The sequence below is a fragment of the Pseudomonas sp. 9_2_1 genome (assembly GCF_059295275.1).
In genome coordinates this window covers 3,796,143-3,815,595 of sequence record NZ_CM181239.1, presented here as the reverse complement: position 1 = coordinate 3,815,595, position 19,453 = coordinate 3,796,143, and the positions used below count along the sequence as shown (strand labels likewise).

General features: G+C 62.0%; 9 protein-coding genes. 3 read left to right on the top strand and 6 right to left on the bottom strand.

What is annotated here, in order from left to right; all coding sequences use genetic code 11:
* Positions 1–120: 120 nt before the first annotated feature.
* The gene (locus AC5O5I_RS17165) at positions 121–1,503 is read right to left on the bottom strand and encodes an APC family permease (protein WP_172286762.1); all 1,383 of its coding nucleotides are present in this window, start codon (positions 1,501–1,503) and stop codon (positions 121–123) included.
* Positions 1,504–1,794: 291 nt separating this feature from the next.
* Between AC5O5I_RS17165 and AC5O5I_RS17160 the strand changes: the two genes are divergently transcribed.
* From AC5O5I_RS17160 to AC5O5I_RS17150, 3 genes are all read left to right on the top strand, one after another.
* Positions 1,795–2,637: a helix-turn-helix transcriptional regulator gene (locus AC5O5I_RS17160; protein WP_494511221.1), complete on the top strand. Its 843-nt coding sequence runs from the start codon at positions 1,795–1,797 to the stop codon at positions 2,635–2,637.
* Positions 2,638–2,679: 42 nt separating this feature from the next.
* Positions 2,680–4,062, top strand: a complete 1,383-nt coding sequence (locus AC5O5I_RS17155; RefSeq protein WP_172233082.1) for an aspartate aminotransferase family protein — start codon at positions 2,680–2,682, stop codon at positions 4,060–4,062.
* A 174-nt stretch (positions 4,063–4,236) separates the two neighbouring features.
* On the top strand, positions 4,237–5,730 hold the full coding sequence (locus tag AC5O5I_RS17150) for an aldehyde dehydrogenase (RefSeq protein ID WP_494511220.1): 1,494 nt from the start codon (positions 4,237–4,239) through the stop codon (positions 5,728–5,730).
* Between the two features lie 10 nt (positions 5,731–5,740).
* On the opposite strand, the gene AC5O5I_RS17145 is transcribed toward AC5O5I_RS17150, so the two are convergent.
* The 5 genes from AC5O5I_RS17145 to AC5O5I_RS17125 all read right to left on the bottom strand — a co-directional run bounded on the left by AC5O5I_RS17145 (position 5,741) and on the right by AC5O5I_RS17125 (position 19,378).
* On the bottom strand, positions 5,741–6,526 hold the full coding sequence (locus AC5O5I_RS17145; protein WP_172286764.1) for an NAD(P)-binding domain-containing protein: 786 nt from the start codon (positions 6,524–6,526) through the stop codon (positions 5,741–5,743).
* 12 nt (positions 6,527–6,538) lie between these two features.
* The gene (locus tag AC5O5I_RS17140) at positions 6,539–7,858 is read right to left on the bottom strand and encodes an NAD(P)/FAD-dependent oxidoreductase (protein ID WP_172286765.1); all 1,320 of its coding nucleotides are present in this window, start codon (positions 7,856–7,858) and stop codon (positions 6,539–6,541) included.
* A gap of 129 nt (positions 7,859–7,987) precedes the next feature.
* The gene (mrdA, locus tag AC5O5I_RS17135) at positions 7,988–9,883 is read right to left on the bottom strand and encodes a penicillin-binding protein 2 (protein ID WP_494511219.1); all 1,896 of its coding nucleotides are present in this window, start codon (positions 9,881–9,883) and stop codon (positions 7,988–7,990) included.
* Positions 9,884–10,280: 397 nt separating this feature from the next.
* Positions 10,281–10,484, bottom strand: coding sequence for a S1 domain-containing protein (locus tag AC5O5I_RS17130; protein ID WP_494511218.1), 204 nt, complete (start codon positions 10,482–10,484; stop codon positions 10,281–10,283).
* 134 nt (positions 10,485–10,618) lie between these two features.
* Positions 10,619–19,378, bottom strand: coding sequence for an RHS repeat-associated core domain-containing protein (locus AC5O5I_RS17125; protein ID WP_494511217.1), 8,760 nt, complete (start codon positions 19,376–19,378; stop codon positions 10,619–10,621).
* Positions 19,379–19,453 lie beyond the last annotated feature (75 nt).

Genomic DNA, 19,453 nt, shown 5'->3' with positions numbered 1-19,453 from the left:
GCAGTGACAGTCGTTGGGCTGGGACTGTAGGGCACCCATGGGAGGCTGAATAATGATTAATGCCGATCAGGCGATAACAAATCGTTATCGCCGCACACCCAGGGCCGGATTATTCAGGCGCTAATCGGCCAGCTGCAGCTCCGGCAGCTTCACCCGAAACGCCCGGGTCAGCCCCATCAGCACCACCAGGCCCATGCCCATCCAGCACAAGCCAATGGTGAACGACAGACTGGTCAGGCTGCTCCACAGCCACAGGGTGCTGAGAAAACCCAGGCCCGGAATCGCGCCATACAGCAGCACATTACGGCCCCCACGCAGCTTCTGGTCGACCAGGTAGTGCTTGACCACCGCCAGGTTCACCGCCGAGAAAGCGAACAGCGCGCCAAAGCTGATCATGTTGGCGACGGTGTCCAGGGTAATCACCAACGCGATCAGCGACAGCAGGCTGACCAGCAGGATAGCCGTGGCCGGCACGCGCTTTTTAGTCGCCAGCTGGCCGAACACCCGAGGCAGCGCACCGTCGCGGCCCATGGCGAACAGCACCCGCGACACGCTGGCCTGCGAGACCATGGCCGAGGCAAAGCAACCGGCCACGTAGGTGGCGGTGAAGGCGGTAACCAGCAGTTCGCCACCCACTCGGCGCATCACGTCCACCGAGGCCGAGTCCGGGTCGGCGAAGCTGCCCCAGTCGGGGAACACCATCTGCGCGCAGTACGACACTACCAGGAACAGCAAGCCGCCAATCAGCGACACGGCGAGGATCGCCACGGGAATACGGTAGGTCGGGTTGCTGGTTTCCTCGGCCATGGTCGACACCGCATCGAAGCCCAGGAACGACAGGCACAGCACGGCAGCGCCGGTCATGATCAACGGCACGCTGAAACCGTCGTGATGGAAAGGCGCCAGCAGCGACACCGGCTCCGCCTGTCCGCTGAGGTTGTGGATGGACAAGGCGACGAACACGATGATGAACACCAGTTGCACCACCACCAGGATCCAGTTGACCCGGGTGATCGACTCGATGCCGATCAGGTTCAGCAAGGTGACCAGGGCAATCGAGCCCGCCACCCACACCCACGCGTGGATGGACGGGAAGTACTCCGACATGTAGATGCCGATCAGCAGGTAGCTGAGCAGCGGCAGGAAGATGTAGTCGAGCAGCAGTGTCCAGCCGGCAATAAAGCCGATATGGCTGCCGAAGGCCTTGCGCGTGTAGGTGTAGACCGAGCCGGAGTAGGGGTGGGCCTGGACCATGCGGCCGTAGCTGTAGGCGGTCAGCAGCATGGCGGCGAGGGTCAGCAGGTAGGCGGTGGGCAAGTGCCCTTTGGTCATCTGGGTGACCAGCCCGTAGGTGGTGAACACTGCCAGGGGCACCATGTAGGCGAGGCCGAACAGGACCAGGGCGGTCATGCCCATGGACTTGCGCAAGCGCCCGGTGCTGGCGGCGGGTAGTGACGGGGCATGCGGGGCGGCGGTATGGGCTGTACTTGTTGTTGTATGCATGGCTAGCTCCTGGAAAGGGATGCAGCACACCGCAGTACGCGAGCTGGCTCGCTACCGGTGGGTGTAGTGCAAGGAGGTCGAGCGGGTGGCTCGCAGCGCTGGGGCGGGTTGATGCTCCCACACCCCGCAGGCACCCGGAATCACCCTTTGGGGTGAGCTGTATGAAGCCCCAGGCAGCAGCGCAGCTGCTCACCCCAAAGGGTGATTTCGGTGTTCGCGGCGCCATGGGAGTATCTGGCCAACAACGCACCGCACTGGCGGCGGTGCCTTACTTGATACGGCAGGCCCAAAGTGACTGATCAATTGCTTTCGCAACCGTGGTTCGAGCACCTGGCCAAGGTCACCGAGGCCATCGGCCGGCCGGGCTTTGCCGCCACCCTGTTTGCGGCGCTTGGCGTGATCCGGCCTATCCAGGCCACCACGGTATACCTGTACCCGCAGGCTGGCATGCCCAGCGCGCTGTTCGAGCAGGACGAGAAGGCGCCTTGGCAACCCGAGGGCAATGTCAGCCGCTACCTGTCCGGCTTCTACCTGCTCGACCCGTTCTACGGTGCCTGCGTGGAGCAGGTCGAATCGGGCTGCTACGGCCTGTTCGACATAGCGCCCGACCATTTCGAGGTCAGTGAGTACTACCAGTCGTTCTACCGCCACTCGCACCTGGAGGATGAGCTCAACTACATCCTGCAGGTGGCGCCAGGGCACAGCCTGGCGGTGTCGCTGGCGTTCACCGACAAGCTCGACGGGCACAGCCGCGAATTGTTCGGGCGCATCACGCCCTGGGTGCTGGCGGTGCTCGGCAAGCACTTTGCCGGGCTCGACAGCCGTGCCGGGCGATTCGAGAACATCCTCGAGCAACGCATCCACGCGGCCCTGAACAACTTTGGCAGCTCGCTGCTGACCGAACGTGAATGCCGTATCGCCCAGCTGATCCTGCGTGGCCACTCCACCAGGTCGCTGGCCGAGCGCCTGGGGGTGTCGGAAGACACCATCAAGTCGCACCGCAAGAACGTCTACGCCAAGCTCGACATCGGTACCCAGTCCGAGCTGTTTTCCCTGTTCATCGACGCGCTGGCCAATGCCCAGGGCGTGCTGGGCAGGGACCCGCTGGAAAGCTACATGGGCAAGCTGCGCTGAGCGCCAGCTGCCCTGCAACCCCACCGCAAAGGAAAACCAACAATGAATGCGCCTTTCGCCCCGCAACGCCAGACCCGTGACTACCAGGCAGCCGATGCCGCGCACCACATCCATGCCTTCCTCGACCAGAAGGCGCTGAACGCCGAAGGGCCGCGGGTGATCGTGGGTGGCGAACGCCTGCACCTGTGGGACAGCGAGGGCAAGCGCTACCTGGATGGCATGTCGGGCCTGTGGTGCACCCAGCTCGGCTACGGCCGCCGCGACCTGACCGCCGCCGCTGCCGCGCAGATGGACCAGCTGGCCTACTACAACATGTTCTTCCACACCACTCACCCGGCGGTGATCGAACTGTCCGAACTGCTGTTCAGCTTGCTGCCCGGGCACTATAGCCACGCGATCTACACCAACTCAGGCTCCGAAGCCAACGAGGTGCTGATCCGTACCGTGCGCCGCTACTGGCAAGTCGTCGGCCAGCCGACCAAGAAGATCATGATCGGCCGCTGGAACGGCTACCACGGCTCGACCTTGGCGGCCACGGCGCTGGGCGGCATGAAGTTCATGCACGAAATGGGCGGGCTGATCCCGGATGTGGCGCACATCGACGAGCCGTACTGGTACGCCGAGGGCGGCGAGCTGACCCCGGCCGAGTTCGGCCGCCGCTGCGCGCTGCAGCTGGAAGCAAAGATCCTCGAACTGGGCGCCGAGAACGTAGCAGGCTTTATCGCCGAACCGTTCCAGGGTGCCGGTGGCATGATCTTCCCGCCGGAAAGTTACTGGCCGGAAATCCAGCGCATCTGCCGCCAGTACGACGTGCTGCTGTGTGCCGACGAGGTGATTGGTGGCTTTGGCCGCACCGGTGAATGGTTCGCCCATGAGTACTTCGGCTTCGAGCCCGACACGCTGTCGATCGCCAAGGGCCTGACCAGCGGCTACGTGCCCATGGGTGGGCTGGTGCTGAGCAAGCGCATTGCCGAGGCGCTGGTCGAGCGCGGCGGGGTGTTTGCCCACGGCCTGACCTATTCCGGGCACCCGGTGGCGGCGGCGGTGGCGGTGGCCAACCTGAAGGCACTGCGTGACGAAGGCATCGTGCGCCAGGTGAAGGAAGACACCGGGCCGTACCTGCAGCGCATCTTGCGCGAGGTGTTTTCCGATCACCCGTTGATCGGCCAGGTGCAGGGTGCCGGGCTGGTGGCAGCGCTGCAGTTTGCCGAACACAAGCCGACGCGCAAGCGCTTTGCCAATGAGAACGACCTGGCCTGGCAATGCCGCACCTTCGGCTTCGAGGAAGGGGTGATCATTCGCTCCACCCTCGGCCGGATGATCATGGCCCCGGCGCTGATCGCCAGCCATGGCGAGCTGGACGAGCTGGTCGAAAAGACCCGCATCGCCGTGGACCGTACCGCGCGCCTGGTCGGCAGGCTCTGACCATCCGCAAGCCCACCGCCACCCCTGTGGGAGCGGGTTCACCCGCGAAGAATGCGACGCGGTGTGTGGCACCGGCTTTGCTGGTGCCCGCGGGTGAACCCGCTTCCACAGGGCTGTACGAAAACTGCACCTTATGAGCAACAGAGACCGCGATGGCGGTTACCTGGAGTACAAATGTACACCCTCGAATTCTGGCAACAACGCGCCTCGGACCTGTATCTGCCCGCCTGCGCGCTGATCGACGGCAAAGCCGTCAACGCACAGGGCGGCGCAACGTTCGCCGCCATCAACCCCGCCACAAACCAGGTCCTGGCACAGGTCGCCGCCTGCGGCCAGGCCGAGGTCGACCTGGCCGTCGCCAGCGCCCGTCGGGCCTTCGAGCAAGGCCCCTGGCCGCGCATGGCCCCGACCGAGCGCAAGAAAGTACTGTTGCGCCTGGCCGAGCTGATCATGGCCCACCGTGAAGAGCTGGCCCTGCTGGACTCGCTGAACATGGGCAAGCCGGTCATGGACGCCTACAACATCGACGTACCGGGCTCGGCACATGTGTTCGCCTGGTACGGCGAGGCGCTGGACAAGCTATACGACCAGGTAGCGCCTACCGCAGCCAATGCCCTCGCCACCATCACCCGGGAGGCCTTGGGCGTGGTCGCTGCGGTGGTACCGTGGAACTTCCCGCTCGACATGGCCGCCTGGAAGCTTGCCCCGGCATTGGCCGCCGGCAACAGCGTGGTGCTCAAGCCCGCCGAGCAGTCGCCGTTCTCGGCCCTGCGCCTGGCCCAGCTGGCGCTGCAGGCCGGGTTGCCGGAAGGGGTACTGAACGTGGTGCCGGGCCTGGGCGAGCAGGCCGGGCAGGCGCTGGGGCTACACCCGGATGTGGATTGCCTGGTGTTCACCGGCTCCACCCAGGTGGGCAAGTACTTCATGCAGTACTCGGCCCAGTCCAACCTCAAGCAGGTATGGCTGGAGTGCGGCGGCAAAAGCCCCAACCTGGTGTTCGAGAACTGCCAGGACTTGGACCTGGCGACGGAAAAGGCGGCGTTCGGCATCTTCTTCAACCAGGGTGAGGTGTGTTCGGCCAACTCGCGGCTGTATGTGCAGCGCTCCATCCATGATGAGTTCATCGAGCGCCTGCAGGCCAAGGCCCGCCAGTGGCTGCCGGGTAATCCGCTGGACCCCGCGAGCCGTGCCGGGGCCATCGTCGACGCCGGGCAGACGGGCCGGATCGAAGCGGCCATCGCTCGAGCCGGGCATGAAGGGGCGCGGTTGCTGTGCGGTGGGCGGCGGCTGACCATCGACGGTTCGGACAACTACATCGAGCCGACCATTTTTGCCGGTGTCGAGCGCTGCATGAGCCTGGCGCAAGAGGAGGTCTTCGGGCCGGTACTGGCGGTGAGCGCCTTCGACACCGAGGAGCAGGCGGTGCGCCTGGCCAACGACAGCATCTACGGCCTGGCGGCCTCGGTGTGGAGCGACGACTTCAACCAGGTGCACCGGGTGGCGCGGGCGCTTAAGGCAGGCACCGTGTCGGTGAACACGGTCGATGCGCTGGATGTCACGGTGCCGTTTGGCGGTGGTAAACAGTCCGGGTTCGGCCGCGACCTGTCGCTGCATTCGTTCGACAAGTATTCGCAGCTCAAGACCACCTGGTACCAGTTGCGTGGCTGAGAGCTGGCCTCTACTTCGATCCAGCCAACTGCGAACGGGTCAACAGTGCATCCAGCACCACTTCGCACGCGGCTCCCCAGGTCGCGCTCACCGGCTGATGCATCAGCACCGCCAGTCCATCCGCAGTGAAGGTGCCAGGGGTGGCAATGGCCTGTCCAAGGGCCTTGAGCGTGTACTCCGGCTGCTGCCCCGCGCTGGCCACGCAGTCCTGCAGATTGCCCAGCACCAGCGCCCGTGCCTCGGCCGCTGGCAGGCCTTTGTCCATCAGCCATTGCTGCAGGTCGTGGAGCAGGAAGTAGAACCAGCCATTCATGCACGCCGCCACCGTGGCCAACTCGAACTCGGGCTCGCCGTGCAGCACCACCAGCTTGCCCAAGGGCGCCAGGTATTCGGTGGTGAGTGCGTCGGGCGGGCAGACCACGACGGTGGACTGGTTATATTGCGCTGCGTACGACAGCATCGCACGCACGCAGAGCGCACCGGGAAACGCGCTCGCCAGCTGCGCCAGGCTGATCCCGGCGGCCAGCGACACCAGGCGCTGGCCGGGGCGCAGGCTGATTTCCTCGGCCAGTTCGGCCAACGAATGCGGGCGTACGCCGATCAGCACCAGCTCGGCCTGGTCCACCACGGCCTGGTTGCTCGGCAGCACCTGACAAGCATGTTCACGGGCCAGCATGGCGGCCCGGTCGGCATTGCGCGGAGAAAGCAGAATGGGGCCATCGAAACCGCTGCGGCGCAGGCCGATGACCACTTTTTCGGTGAGCTCGCCCACCCCTAGAATGCCCAGGCTGTGCATGGTGTCTCCTTGTCAGCTTTCCAGGCCGGCGCGGCGCTGGCCCCAGTGCAGGTTGAGGTTCACGCCCACGCTCAGCAGCGGTTCCGGCGGGTTGCGGTTGGGCCCTTTGGAGCCCAGCAGAAAGTCGATCAGCTCATCACGCTCGCCGCACAGCCAGTCGGCCAGCAGGGTGCCGGTGGCGGTGCCACGGGTGATGCCCAGGCCATTGCAGCACAGCGCGGCATGCACGTTGGGGGCGAGGGTGCCGAAGTGCGACAGGTGGTTGCGCGACAGGCACATCGAGCCGCCCCAGGTGTATTCGAATGGCATGCCCGACAGCATCGGGAAGCGCCGCTCGAACGCGTCGCGGTGCTGGCGCCCGGCGCGGGCAATATGGCGCGGGTGGGCGCGCCCATCGGCGTTGAAGCTGAAGCTGTTGCGCACCAGCAGGCGCTGGTCCGGCGTGCGCCGCAGGGTGCTGCCGAACGGGTCGGCGGGGATGATGCCCCAGGTGGCCTTGCCGCCCAGACGGGCCTGTTCTGCTTCGGTCAGCGGGCGGGTCATGCTGGCGTAGGTGAAGATCGGCAGCAGGCGGCCGGGCAGGAAGCCGAAGTGCGAGGCGAAGGCGTTGTTGGTCAGCAGCAACTGGTCGGCGATGATCTCGCCGTTGGCGTGCTTGAGGGTGATGCGGCGGCCCTGCTCGATGTGGGTGATGGTGGTGCGTTCGTGCAGGGTCACGTTGCCTGGCAGGCTTTCGGCCAGGCCCTTGGCCAGGGCGGCAGGTTGCAACAGCTGGGTGCCCGGGGTGTACAGCGCCTTGCGGTAGAACGGGGTGCCGACGTGCCCGGGCAGGTCGCGGGCATCGATCATCTGGTAGGGCTGGCCGAGTTTTTCCAGGCCGCTGCGGTAGGCTTCCAGCACGGCCAGGCCCTTGTCTTCGACGGCGGCCTGGTACTTGCCGTCCGGGCGGATCTGGCAGTCGATGCCGTGCTGGTTGATCAGCCCGCGCAGGATCGACTGGGCGCGCAGGTTGAGCTTGAGGTTCATCCTGGCGGTGGCCAGGTCACCGATGTAGTCGGGGGCACCGATGTCGTGGGGCAGGTCGATGGCGAAGCCCGAGTTGCGTCCCGAGGCGCCGAAGCCGACCTCCTGGGCATCGACCAGGATGATTTCGTCGTCGGGGTGGTGCAGCGCCAGTTGCCGCGCTGCGGCAAGGCCGGTGAAGCCCGCGCCCAGCACCACCCAGCGTGCCTCGCTCCGCCCTCGGTGTGCGGCGCGGGGCTGGCGCTCGGGGCTGAGGTGGAACCAGCCGCAACCGTTGTCGTCCGCGGGGGTAGCGGTGTTTCTGTACATGGGATTTTTATCCGTGTTGTTTTCTCCACTATGGCATTGGGGGGGCGGGGGGACTATGACGGGAGGGACGGGGAATGGGATGTTTTGGCTGGGGGTTGGGTGCAGGGGGGGGCGGCTTGAGGAGCGCCCCTAAGTGTGCGGCACGCCCTTTGCGCTTGCCCCGCCCGCAAACTCCGGCTTCAGATGCCCCTGTTCATCCAGCAGGTAGGCATCCATCACCTCGCGCACCACCGGCCCTGCCACCCGGCCACCGGCTTCGCCGTTCTCGATCATCACCGCCACTACAACGCTGGGGTGGTCGGCCGGCGCAAATCCGACGAACAGGGCGTTGTCGCGGTGCCGTTCGAGGGTCTTGTTGCGGTTGTAGCGCTCGCCCTGCTTGATCGCCACCACCTGTGCGGTGCCGCTCTTGCCGGCAATCCGGTACTGCGCCCCGGCCGCAGCGGCGCGGGCGATGCCGCGCGGGTCGTGCATGACCATCTGCATGCCCTGGCTGACCTGGTCCCAGGCATGCTTGTCATGCAGCACGATATTGGGCATCGGGTTGGGGTCCACCGGCGCATCGCCGCCCACCGTCATGGCCAGGTGCGGGCGGTGCCACACACCCTTGCTCGCCAGCAGGCTGGTGGCCTGGGCCAGCTGCAACGGGGTCACCTGCATATAACCCTGGCCAATACCAAGGATCAGCGTCTCACCCGGGAACCACGCCTGGCGCCGCGTGGCGCGCTTCCACTGGGCCGACGGCATCAGCCCGGAGGCCTCCTCGAACATGTCCAGCGAGACCTTCTGGCCCAGGCCGAACTCGGCCATGTAGTCGTGCAGGCGGTCGATGCCCAGCTTGTGCGCCAGGTCGTAGAAGTAGGTGTCGTTGGACCGCATGATCGCGGTGTACATGTCTACCCAGCCGTCCCCACTACGGTTCCAGTTGCGGTACTTGTGCTCGTAGTTGGGCAGTTCGTAGTAGCCCGGGTCGAACACCCGGCTGCCCGGGGTGATCACGCCGCTGTCGAGGCCAGCGATGGCCACTTCCGGCTTCACTGTCGAGCCGGGCGCATACAGGCCGCGCAGCACGCGGTTGAACAGCGGGCGGTCGATGGAGTCGCGCAAGGCGGCGTACTGCTTGAAGCTGATGCCCTTGACGAACAGGTTGGGGTCGAAGCTGGGGTTGCTGACCATCGCCAGTACATCGCCGTTGGCCGGGTCCAGTACCACCACCGAGCCACGGCGGTCGCCCAGGGCTTTCTCCGCAGCCACCTGCAGGTGCGAGTCCAGGGTCAGGACAATGTCCTGCCCCGGTGTCGGCGCCTTGTGGTTGAGCACGCGCATTACCCGGCCCTGGGCGTTGGTCTCGACTTCCTCGTAGCCCACATGGCCGTGCAACTGGCTTTCGTAGAAGTGCTCGATGCCGGTCTTGCCGATCGACTGGGTACCGCGGTATTCGGTGCTGTCGAGGGTCTTGGTTTCGCGCTCGTTGATGCGCCCCACATACCCCACCGAGTGGGCAAAATGCTCGGCCAACGGGTATTCGCGAATGAACTGCGGCTCGACATCCAGGCCTGGCAGGCGGAACTGGTTGACTGCCACCAGGGCGATCTGCTCTTCGCTCAGCCCGACCATCAAGGTAACCGGCTCGAACGGTTTGCGCCCGCGCCGCAGGTCCTTGTCGAACTGCTTGCGGTCATCTTCGTTCAGGCCCAGCACCTGCGCCAGGGTATCGAGCACCTTGGCCGAGTCGCCGCCGGCCCGCTCGCGGGTCATGGTCAGGTCGAAGCTGGGCTTGTTGTCGGCCAGCACCACGCCGTTGCGGTCGTAGATCAGCCCGCGTTCAGGGGCGATGGGCAGCACGTGCACGCGATTGTTTTCCGACACGGCGGTCTGCTGGTCGTGTTGCAGCACCTGGAGCACGTAGAGCCGGCCCACCAGTACACAGACCAGGCTGAACACCAGGGCGGCGCAGGCGAGAAGCCGGCGGTTGACCAGGTGCTTTTCCTTTTCGTGGTCCTTGAGGGGGATGGGTTGCGGCATCGGTGGCTCGTTTTTGCAAGGTATCGCGCCGTGCGGGCGCGCGATCGGGCCGGGGATGCTACGCAACACCTACTGCACCCTCAAGACGAGTGGCGGGTGGCGTCAGCCTGACATTGGCTGGGTAGCCCGTGATCAGGGCGCTGACGGGCAACATGAAGATTTGTTCATGGCGGGGAGCGAGACCAGATGCAGCAAGCATCGCACCGAGCAGACCAGGTAGGCCGGCTACAGAATCTGGCTATGGGCAGGGAGTAAGCGAGGATACCTGGCAAGGTGTTTGCGCAACACCACACCAGGTACCTCAGCTCGCGACTATTAGCCGCGAAGTGTCAATGCAGGCCGGGGCGGTTGGGCGAGCGTGTTCGCCGATCTGCTCTCTGACACTGGCTTTGCGAAATTACATAAGCTCTACGTTGGTGGCGTAGTGCCTACTGCCTTTTTTTACTACTGTGAACCTCACCATGTCACCATTTTTCAAGTTTAGCGATCCCACTGCCTCCTCAGCCAGGATGACATCTTCATCTTCGATCTCGTAGTCGAGGAAGCCCGCTTTCAGTGAGGCATTGTACATCTTGACTTTTGCCGTTTTTATATCGCTCATGTTTCTCGCTCCTGGTTGGATTGACGCTAAGGTATCAATAAAAAGGCTGACCATTTGAAATGTACTTTATTACTGTCGCTTTTCACGGCTGCCGCATGTTGCATGATCGGTAGCAAGCGATAATCTTCCTGGAATTATTGCAGCAGATGCCCACGACCTGTTTGGCCCCAACTGTACATCTGCTCTACCTTTACGGTGTAACGTCCCCATGGCGTGACGGGGTTTGACACATCATTGCTTGAGAGTGCGATGATGGAGCTGGTTGCAATGTAGGTTTCGATCGCCTTATCTACTACCCAGACGGCTGCTGTTGCGCGACGAGGCAGGATCGCGAAGTTGTTCAGGAGATAAAGCTTGTGCTGGGCTTTCCCCGTTATCCTTAAACTCCAATATTCCACCTCTCGAAGGTCCTTGAAGTTTGCCTCGCCCAGGTAGTCGATCAATTGGCTGGCTTTGGCCTTGAGCGTGTTCCCTATGCCACGGCGGGCAGGTGTCACTGCCTCGGTGGAAGTGCGAGCGCCCTGAAAGTTCTGCATCGCGTACTCGCTGAAGCGCGCGGTGCTGGTCGGAGGCCTGGTAAGATCCTTGGCGTGCAAGACCCTTTTGCCGACCTGGCGCACCGCTCGCATCCCGTTCTTGACCAGGGCCGGTAGCTTCTTGATCAGGCCCACCGCACTTTCAGTAAGCGACGCCAGCGCAAACGCCAGCGACGCATAGCCTAGCTTCCTGGACAGTTCAGGGTGGGACTCCTCCGTCAATACAGAGGCCACCTCGAAGCTGAACGAGAGTACCGAGCAGACCGTCATCGCGGCGAAGAGCACCGAGGCGGCGCCACCGGTCATCACCGAAGCGACGATACCCAATATTGTCAGCGTGGCCGAAAGCGCCAGGCCACGCCAGCGTCCACCGACCTGCATGGGCTTGGTCTCACGCAGGACCTCTTTATAGCTGCGCAAGGTCTGTTTCTGTTCCTCGCGGCTGATCATGATCGCGCCGCTGGGATCATGCAGGTTGACCGGGTCCGGGCAGTGGGCATAGTCGTTGACACCCCCTTCGCCGAATGGGCTAAGCCAGTCAGGTTGGGCATAACGACGCAGGGCCGGGACGTAGCAGCGGTAACCATGGCCTGCATGATACTGGTCCATCACCGGGTCGCGGCGCATGCCGTTGTAGCCGCTGACCACGTCCTCCAGTGCCGCGCCTTCGCCGAAGGGTAGCAGCGGGGCGAGTTGCAGGTTGGCGTCGCAGACCTGGCCGACGATCCCCGATTGGGGGTCGTCGATCAGCCAGCGCACCTGGTTGCCGTCATACTGCGCCAGCCCCGGAGAGATGCTGGTGTGTCGGGTGGGCTTGCCAGCCTGGTCGAAACACACCTGGCCGATCAGTTCATCGCCGTCGTAGCGCAGTTCATGGGTGGTCTGGTGCTGCTGGTCATATTGCGCCCCCAGACGTTGCAGGCCGTCGTATTCATAGCGGGTGAGCAGGGCGCCGGTACTGTCCTTGACACTGTTGAGCTGGCCGGCGGCGTTGTAGTCCAGTGTGCGTTGCTGGCCGACCTTGCGCAGTTGGCCATTGCTGTTCCAGGTCAGGGCCGTTGTCTGCTTGCCGGTTTTCACCGAGGTCAGGCGCGTAGGGTCAGAGGCCATTGCATAGTCGAACGTTTCCGTCACCGCATCGCCTTCGAATGGGGTACTGGTGCAACGGGTCATATTGTCCAGGCTGTCCCAGCTGAACGTCTGGGCCTTGACCGGTGTGCCGTTGGCATCCTGCGGGCAGAGTGCCGCATGCGAGGTGTCACAGGCATAGCTTGCCAGGCGGTCGAGCGGGTCATAGGTGAAGTGTTCAGTGCGCAGCAATTCGCCGTCCTGCCAGCTGGCCTTGCTGGCCAGGCGACCGTCGCCACGCCAGGTCATGTGCTGGCTGAAGCAGGGTGCTCCGTTGCGCAGGAAGGTGCGCGCGGTTTCCCGGTTGAAGCCGTCATGTTCGCTGTGCACCTGCCATTGCCCGGCGCCAGTCAGCGCGTGCACCCGGCGCGCCTGCAGGCGATCAAGCTCGTCGTAGCGGTACAACACGTCCTCGTGCTCCTGGCAGGTGCGCAACAGCCGTCCCTGGCTGTCGAGGAACACCCGCCGCGTGCGGCCATCAGCGCGTCGCGCTGCAAGGTTTTGCCCCCGCAGGCTCTGCCATTCGGCACGCCTGACAGTACCTCGCGGTGTTTTTTCAGTGGTTCGCCGGCACCCGGGCACCTGCGCGCTGGCGATCAGCTGTTGCCAGCCTGAACCGGACAGTGGGCCAGGCGCGCTGCTCAGCACGGTCGATCCGTTATAGCTTGTCTCGCTGTACAGGGCGTTGTCATCTGCCGCAAAGCGCGCGCTGCCGGCAGTCTGAAGCCTCTGCAACCGGGTCTTGTCGGGCAAGGTCACGGTCTGGTCTGCAAACCGGTATTCGCGGCTGCCTACCGTGCGTGTGGTGAGCTTGCCGAGTTCGTTCAGCGCCTGACTCGCGACCACCTTACCGTCCACGGTCAGCGTGCAAACCTGGTTGCTGAAGCCGTGGTAAGTGCGCTCGATGGTTGTGTTATCGGGTTGGGTTACCTTGGTGACCCTACCGAGAACATCGCGTTCGAGCGTGTAATTCAGCGTCTGCTCGCCCAAGGTGCGGGTGTGGCTGATGACATTGCCGGCGGGGTCGTACTGCTGATCGAGGCGCAGGTGCTGCGTGCCGAGGTGGTCCGCCCATTGCACCGAGCGTTGGAAGGTACCGTCGGTTTTTGCAGTGGTGGTGCTGGTACGCCTCGACAGGCACCGGGCGCCCAGGCCTTGCTGTTCGGTTAGTTGTACGGCCGAATCAGCGGTAGCCCAGAAATTGTCGGTTGGTAGGTTATTTTGATAAAAAGATTTCGCATGCGTCTTTAGTTTTTCGTTGTCATCGGTGGTGGCTAAATCGAACAAGTTTAAGATGTCAAAATAATCGCTGGAAACTTCGAAGTTCGACAGGCTGTCTGAGACGTGTTCAGGATCTCTTGAGGTATCAGGATCTCTTGAGGTATCAGGATCTTGAAGCCAGTTGTGTGCATCCTCGATCCCGCTCAGGTCGGTAAGTCCGGCAAGGTGTTGGATGTGTTTGATTAGCTCAAAGTGGTCAACTATCGTTACTTCGTGTTCTTTTGCTATTAAGATAATGTCCTCGTACGTGCCTCGTATGGTATTGGCCGTATAGTTGTACCCGTTGACCGGAAACGTTGGACGGGTATGCAAAAGTGGATTTTCAGTGTCAATGCGTATGAGTTTTTCAACTATACGATGAGCAAATATTTCGACGCCCGTAGAGCTCCCTTTGGCATCGTCGTACGTGGCGATAAGCGTGTCCGCTTCAACAGCAGCCGGCTCATCTGTCACCGCCCGCGTTTCCTGGGCCAGCCAGGGTTGACTACCCAGCGCCCCACGTAAAGGTGTGTCTTTGCGCACAGCCTGGCCACCCGGCAGGTAATCCCACGCCCAACTGCCCAATACCGACGATTCACCCAGGTCTGAGAAGCAGTGTTCCTCCAGGGGTACATAGCTGTCAGTATCTGCTCTGCGCCACGAGGTGCGCCAGGCGCGTTGCAGGCCATCCAGGCACGAGAGGCTCTGGCTGCCATCCTTGAAGGTGCGTTGTACCGTTGTACTGCTGACTTTGCTGTCGGTGTAGACCGATTCGATGCGTTCGTCAGCCGCCTGCCTGGCTGTCTTGCCGGTGCTATCGGGTGCCAGCTTGTAGCGGGTTTCTCTGGTTACCCGGCCCAAGGCATCGCGCTCCTCCCAGTGTGTCTCGACGCCATTCTCGACCCTTTGCAGGGCGCGCCTACTGTAGCGCGAACGGACTTCCTTACTGACCTGGGCACTGCCCGCAGGCGTCGTTGCACTGACGATCACCTGGATACCGGGTTGGGTGGGGTTGTCGATAAATTTCTGCACAGTGGTCAGCGTAATACTCTGGTCGTCACGATGCGTCGTCTGCCGGCTGGTAATCGACCATTCCTGAACCTCGCTTTGCCCGCTGGGGGTTTTCTTGCTGGCGGGAACTGCAGTGCTGGTGCTGATCTGGTGCCACAGCGCTTCCTGGCCGGTCAGCTCCCAGGTGGTGTCCTTGTCGAGGGTGTCATTGGTCAGCGTGCCGCGGATGTTATCCACCATCACCATTTCGGCCAGTTCCAGGTAGTCTCGGTCGGCGCGGGTGACTTTTCGATAGCCGTAGAGCTTCAGGCCCTGAGGGTTGCCATAGTCGTCACACTGGTACTCCGCCATCAGCGGCGCACTGGTGTATGCCGGCACGAAGGGGCACTCCAGCGTCGGTACTGCGCCAAGCGCTTGCACATTGCCAACCGTGATCTGGTTATGCGTCTGATCACCGTGGTAATAGCAGTAATGAATCGAATGCGAACCGTTGGTATACAGGCGCAGGGGGTTGCCTTGGGCGTCAGTCACGATCGTGGTGGCGTCCACTGTCTTGCCCAACTGTTCGCGCTTTGTTTTTGGCGACAGGCTGAGCATGTTCATGATCGCTCGGGACAGCTGCTTCCGCCTCTTGGTATCTTGCCGCCAGAACCTTTGCAATACGGCCAGCCGGCGGTCTGTCGCCGGGGCATTTGCGGTGACTTTTATCGAGGCCCCGTCCTGCTTGACGATTATGCTCCTGGTGATCTCGGCCAGCTCATCCCCCCAGCCTGTATAGCGGAAGGTGGTCGTGGCCTGCCCATGTTCCAGATAGAACTCAAGCCAATGGTCCTCTGAGGAGCCTGAGCCTCGCAGCAGCACTGTGCGCATGCCCTTGTGGTCCAGCCCGAAAGCGTGCAGGTCGTGCGCGATGGCGGCATGAATACCGCTTTCCACGGCTGCGATGAACACCGCGTCTTCGCTGAACTGATAGCTGCCCGTGTAGCTGTAGCGGTCAATATGATTCTGCTGCCCGCATCCTGGCAGCAGTGCGTGCAGCGCCACCCGAGGCAGAGCGTACGGTCGGTTCAACGAGGCACTTTCCTTGACGTACTGGACGCATTCGAGAGAACCGTCCTGCTCCTGCAGGCGGCACAACACCCTGTCCAAGGTCGGATCATCGTCGTAGCCGCAATCCACCTGCTGCACAACGATGCCCTTCCGCATGCGCTTGAGTGTGCTCAGCAAGTACTGCTCAAGGGTAAGTTCGACCTCGAACGCATCGCCGGTGCCATGCCACAGGTGCATGTTTACCCGGCTCTCGGCCTTGAGCTCAGGGTTGACATATTGCGCGCTGAACAGCTCGGCTTCGCCGCTCTTGATGCTCATCAGCAGGAATTGACCGTTCTGGCGCTTCCATTGTAGATCCAGCGCTTCGCCGAACTGCGAGATGATGCGTGACGGCAATAGCTGCACGAACGGCCGCTGAAACAGCGCGATACGCCTGTCCAGTTCCTTGGTGTTGGAATGCTTTCTCCAGGCATTGCGGGCTTCTTTGTAATCGATGATCCCCCCGACAAGATACCCATAGGGGGAAATCACCAGCAGCGCCCACTGCGTCCAGTGTTCAGGAATCAGCAGTGGGTCCGGCGCGCTGCCGGACTTGATCGCCTGCAAGTACTCGAGCACGGCCCGGCGAAACGCGTCGTTCGGTTCAACCGTGTCACTACCGGGCGCAGCCGGTTTACTCAGGATCTCCTGGCGGCCACTGGGAAACTCAAGGGTGAACCGGCTGTAATCCTTGTTGCAGCTCACCCGGCAGGCCTTGGTCTTGATGGATTCGCCTGCGCCCAGCCGGGTCCACTCGTCGTCGCTCAGCATGACCTGGGTGCTATCGGCGAGAGTGAGCCGGCGGTGGTCGTTTTTCTCGATGGCGCTGGTAATAATGCTGGAGAAGCGCCAGGCCCAGCCATCGCCCAGGCCCGCTTCGTTGCCGCGCAGCGCCGAGTAGTGCAAGGTCAGGTCGCACACCGGGCCCAGCCCACGCAGGCCTTGCAGGGTCGCGATCGGGTAATGGGCATGGAACAGGCCGCTGCGCTCATCCACGCCCGTGCGGTCGTGGCCGCTGGTGTCGAACAGTTCGGAGTGACTGGTGTTGCCGAAGTCCTCGCACAGGAAGCTGATCTCGGTATACTTTTTCAGGGGCGCAGGCGGGGTGAATTTGACGGCCTGCACGTCGTGCCAGAAGCGGTTCGAGTTGAAACCGCCTATATGACCCACAGTGAGTTCTTTAGCATCGCGAGCGTCTCCCGGATAGGTGAAGTACAGGTCGTAGACGCCATTATCGATCGGCCCTGCCCAGGTGATGCTGGTGTCGGTCACACTGACCGGCCACTGCCGGTGCTCACCGGCGCGTGGTACGCAGGCGGTGACCCGATAACCGTTTTTGTACGCGACATTGTCCAGGCGGAACTCCAGCTCCCCGTTCAACGACTGCACATCGACCTGAACGCTGGCAGTACCTGCGGTCACTGTAAAACGGGCTTGTTCAGCCGGCCTGCCACTAGGCAAGTCGTCAGTCTCGAGCAAGTACTTGCCGTAGTCGTCATCGCGCCAGGCCTCGCCATCGCCGACGTTTTCCAGCAGCACCTGCAACTCGCTGAAGCGCAGCACGGACAGCGGTTCAGCGCCTGCCCCGACCTGCACTTCCGGCCAGGCCTGTGCCTTGAGGAATTCGGCCAAGGCCTGTAACCAGCTATCCCGGTCACTGACCGTTTCGGCATCCTGAGGTTTGAACAGTGCGCGATGCAGCAACTTTCGGCTGAAAGGGTGCCGCACTGTGGCCAGCACCGCATGCCCGGTGTCGGCTCTCCAGGCCGATTGCAGAGTAGGCCCCGGCAGGTAATTGGCTGCGCCGGGCAGTGTGGTGAAAATACGCAGCGCATCACCGCGTTGCCACAGGTGCAGGTCGTTGCTCGCATCGGCCGGCCCAGCCTGTGGGTTGTGTGTGGCCGCTCGAAGGTAGGGCGATACCGGCGAGGCGTTCAGGGCCGTGGCCCAGGCGCCCAGCCATTTGCCTGCGGCGCGCTGAGCCTTGCCTGGCACCCACTCATGATGTGCGAGCAAACGATGGGAAAACGCATCGTAGACCCACGCCTGCAACGTGTGCCCTGCTTCGAGTGCATGTTCACCCTCTACAGCCTGGCTTTGCCACCAATTCACCTGGGTAAGGGTCACGGACAGTTCGGCGCACTGCGGCACCCAGAAGGCATTGTCTTTGTCGGCGGGGGTGACGGTGCTGCCATCGAGGACGCCTGCACGCAGCACGTGGCTGTCACGGTTGATCTGTTCGCACAGTGCCTTGGCCCACTGCGTCCCGGCTTGCGTCGCCGCGGGGGTGAAGAAATGGTGTTCGTACAGCGCCTGGGAGGTTAGGTCGCGCACTTGCAGGCACAGTGTTTCGTCCGCCACAGGGCTGAAGGATTCGTCACAGGCCAGAGCCTGGACGATGTTGGCGGCAAACGGCGCGTTGCTGAACGTGCGATAGCGGGTGGGGCTCCACAGCCTGAGGGTTTCGGCAGTGGTGGAAAAGGTGTTGTGAGCTTGCCAGGCTCCGGCGCAGATGGGCTCACCCGCAGCCGCCAGATGATCGGCAAAGGCTTTTGGCCATGACGTGGCAGTGAGTTGGCCCTTCTGCGCAGGATAATCGAGCCTGCGGATATCGCCATCCAGTCGATCGATGAGGAAGGCGCTCAATACCTCCCCTTCGGCCAGGGCTCGGCCTGCCTTGATTGTGCTGCTGGTGTTCCAGCCGCCGTCGATGCTGCCCACCCGTTCGAGCGAGAAGTCGGTCATGTCGGGAAGGGCCCCGTCGGGCTGGTTGGAGATCAGGTACGGGGTTGATGGCGATTGCAACTGAAGGGCTACAGGTTGCTCGGCCAGCATCTCGGATGTGGTGTAAATGGCTTTGATAGAGTTGTCGTAAAGACTGAAATGTTCCAGCGGGGGAAGGTCAGCTAAAAAGTCGAACTTTTCTTTCAGCATTTTGAAGTCGTTCTGGACGTGCTCGGGACAAGTAATGTTTAAGCGGCCACCCCCGCGGCCTGAAACCAAGCCGTATCCGAGGGTATTGTTCATCGAGATCGGTTTCTTGAGCTCAATGATTACAAGGTCAGTGGGGATGTCATCTGCATCCTCAATACCTCCAATTTCCATCCTCTGGGCATTGTTGTCGATCAACTTCATCAAGGTCTTTGCTGGCGTGTGCGTGTTCTCTTCTGCGGCTTTTACAATGTCAAGCGCCGAGAGGTCGTAGATCGTACGAATTCTGTTTTTTTGTATATATCTCGCGTCTGCGTGTGGCAGTTGCGCCAGGTGATTTCTTCTGGCGCTGAGGTAGTATTGAAATTCATTGTTCAAGTTTTTTATAACTTTATGTGCTACCGCGCTCCTTGAAACCATCAATTTGTCAGAGTGTTTCAACAGCTCGGAACTTTCTATGGTACATAGGATTCCAAGGAAGTTTTTCGGTCCGTCCCCATGAATCATGGAGTATTCATCGAGGAACGGGTAATTATCCTCAACCTCAATCAGTACAATCGATGGTGCAAGCGGGAACGGGGGGATCTCCTCTACGTCCAGCTCTCGTGCGCCTTGAGATATGAGAGATTCAAATGCATGGTCGAGTGTTTTTTGGATTGTTTTGTAACGAGCCTCGTCTTGGCTGGGTAATTCGATTTTTTCTTTGCTGACGCCCTCAATGGATTCGAGGGAGTCAGCGCCGTAACCGCTTTCGTAGTATCTTCTAACTGACAGCGAACCGTCCGGGAGATTATAGTCAACTTCAATGTGGTTGTCGTGAATGCTTATGAGCCAGGCGCTGTCATTGTTGACCTTGATTTTTTGTCCTGCTTTCAACCCGGCCTTTTCAATAATGCTTCTGTTGTACCCTTCAACTGTTATTCCTGAGAAATGGCTCATTTTGCGCTCCAGAAATTCGCGGCTGACTCAATTGCGTGGCGTGGTTTGATTAGGCTAGTGCCAGTCTCTGGGCAG